Source organism: Janthinobacterium sp. CG_23.3 (genome assembly GCF_046115965.1).
In the GTDB taxonomy this organism is placed as follows: Bacteria; Pseudomonadota; Gammaproteobacteria; order Burkholderiales; family Burkholderiaceae_D; genus Janthinobacterium.
On sequence record NZ_JBJXIB010000243.1, the window covers coordinates 1 to 2,661 of the forward strand.

The following is a 2,661-nucleotide window of genomic DNA, read 5'->3' on the forward strand; positions in this document are numbered from 1 at the left end:
CTACGCAAGCAAGGCCATGGCATGCTTGAGGTTCTGCTCCGGGCCTTCAACGGTAATCCTATCCCGCTTGCCGCATAGCGGCTGAACAGTCACGATCACCTTTAGGTGCCGAGCGGAGCGCTTTCCTTGACGGTGGATTTGAAAAAACAGGTAAGGCAGGCTATGGGGGAATTAAGCGTCTAATGCTCACCGTCTCGAAAAATTTTGGGAAAGGCATGAAGATTCAAATAATAGGGACAATCATTGATTTTATCGGTGATGCAAACACCGTATATGGCGAAGAAGGAAGCCAAAATTTTACCGAATTTCTAGCGCGAGCAGGAGTATCTGTCGCGAAAGCAGGAGCTACCGCGGCAATCGGTAGCGTGATCGCTGCTGGGTTAATTCCACTTGCCACGTCTTTGGTTGCTATCGCTATGGGTACCGCTGCGAGTACTGTTGTGCTCCCTGTACTTGGCGTACTAGTTGTGGTCGTAGGAGGGTATATTTTGGCCGCCACGGTTGTTGATACAATTGACAATCGTTACAATATAAAAAATTCAGTTGCTGGATGGGCGAATTAAATGACTAAGGTCACATTGAATTCTCTATTTTTATCCTTGTTCGCACTGTCATTAAGCAATTTGACCGGATGGCTCCTAACCGAAAAAATAGCTACACCACAAGCAGGGGCTAGCTTTCTTTATATTGGTATACCCATCACTTTAACAATATTTATTTATCAAACATTATTTTTTCGTGGCGCGCAAAAAAAACTATTCTCCTACCTAATGTATTGGGGAAGCTTCGGCTTTACTCTAGGATGGTTAATGTTCTGCTTTTTCATCCCGTTGTTTTGGGCGGATTCCATTGCAACCATGACGAAAACAAGTTTCTTTGGAATTATTGCAATTATTTGCGGGGCAAACATTTTAATTGCTTTACGCATTGTGGATCGTAAATGGAAAGACGTCGGAGCGACTGAGTTCGAGAATCGTTTTAGATTGGCGGATTCTACGGTTGAGTGGGATAAAGTAGTAAAAAAAATGGAAATACGACCAAAAATATATTTGCCAGGGGTTCCGGAAAGTTGGACTAATGCTGTATCTATACTAATGGTGGTGTTAGCATTTTTAGGAGTGATATTACGAGTTTCCTATCCTATTTTTAGTGCTTTTGCTTGGGGCATACCTTTTTCCATTGTTGCGGCATTTTTTCTGCAAGTGGGCGCCTATATATTTGCTCAAGCGTGTAAAGTAAGGACATTCGAAAAAAATAAAAATATGACGGTGAAATCCACCATTTGACGGAAGGGCACCTCAAAAAACCAACCCAGCTATGGCCATAGTGTTAGAGGTACTTGCAAAACTAGTGGTGCGTGGGGATTTGATCGCGTGACGCGGGAATATGAAGGGCGTGAGCGCCCATTGCTGGCATGATGTAGTTTCTAAGTCAACACCGTAACGCCCACACCATGGATGCTACCCGACGCGACCTGATACTGCAACGCTGGAATGTGATCCAGCACGAACTGATGCCGGAACTGAGGCACGACTGCGGCGCGCTGACGCCCAAGTTGGAAAAGCTGGTGCATATTCTGGACTGGGTCCGTATCGAAGAATGGACGCAGGTCTGGCAGGGGATCGGGCGCAAGCCGCAGGAGCGCGCGCCTTGGCCAACGCCTTCGTGGCAAAGGCGGTGCTGAACCTGGCCACGACGCGGGGCATAATCGAGCGGCTGTTGATGGACCGCGCCTTGAAGCGGCTGTGCGGCTTCCCGATGTGGAAGGCGATTCCGGACGAGGCGACGTTCTCCCGGGCGTTCGCGCAATTCACGAAAGCCAGGCTGCCCGAGCGGGTGCACGAGGCACCGGTCAAGACCTACCTGGGCGAGCAGTTGATCGGCCACATCAGCCGCGACGGCACGGCGATCGAGGCGCGCGAAAAAGCGGAGAAAAAAGTGGCGGCGGATGCCCCGGTGAAGGACGAGGGCGCGAAGGCGCGCCGGGGCCGGCCACGCAAGGATGAAGCGCCGCCTGCGAAGCAAAACAAAGATACGCCGGCAGCGCTCGCAGAGCCTGCCGGCGATGCTGGAGGAGTGGCCCAAGGCCTGCGACCGCGGCACGAAATGCAACTTCCAGGGCTACAAGAATTCCTGGACCGGTTACAAACTGCATATCGACACCGCCGACTGCGGCGTGCCGGTGAGCGCGCTGCTGACCAGCGCCTCGGTGCACGACAGCCAGACGGCGGTGCCGCTGGCGACGATGACGGCGGCGTGCGTGACAAACCTGTACGACCTGATCGACGCCGCCTACTGCAGCGTGCAATTGCAGGAACACAGCCGTATCCTGGGCCACGCTCCTTTGATCGACCATAATCCGCGCGGCGCGGCAAAGGACAAGTTCGACCCCGCCGACGCCGAGCGCTACAAGGAACGCACCCAGGCAAACCGGATCAACGGGCGCTTGAAGGATGAATTCGGCGGGCGCAGCGTCCGGGTGCGCGGCCCCGACAAGGTCATGACGCATTTGATGTTCGGCATGCTGGTGTTGACGGCGGATCAATTGATGCGCCTGCTGACGTAGCGGTGACTGTTCAGCCGCTATGCGGCAAGCGGGATAGGATTACCGTTGAAGGCCCGGAGCAGAACCTCAAGCATGCCATGGCCTTGCTTGCGTAG

The 2,661-nt window shown here is 52.9% G+C and carries 2 protein-coding genes and 1 pseudogene; all 3 read left to right on the plus strand.

Going from position 1 to position 2,661, the window contains the following annotated elements; translation table 11 throughout:
* The first annotated feature begins 215 nt into the window (after positions 1-215).
* The 3 genes and pseudogenes from ACFDR9_RS27460 to ACFDR9_RS27470 all read left to right on the plus strand — a co-directional run bounded on the left by ACFDR9_RS27460 (position 216) and on the right by ACFDR9_RS27470 (position 2,566).
* Complete coding sequence (locus tag ACFDR9_RS27460; protein ID WP_409033045.1) at positions 216-563, plus strand: hypothetical protein; 348 nt, start codon at positions 216-218, stop codon at positions 561-563.
* On the plus strand, positions 564-1,286 hold the full coding sequence (locus ACFDR9_RS27465) for a hypothetical protein (RefSeq protein ID WP_409033046.1): 723 nt from the start codon (positions 564-566) through the stop codon (positions 1,284-1,286). It begins immediately after the preceding gene.
* Between the two features lie 167 nt (positions 1,287-1,453).
* Positions 1,454-2,566: pseudogene (locus ACFDR9_RS27470) on the plus strand (transposase).
* Positions 2,567-2,661 lie beyond the last annotated feature (95 nt).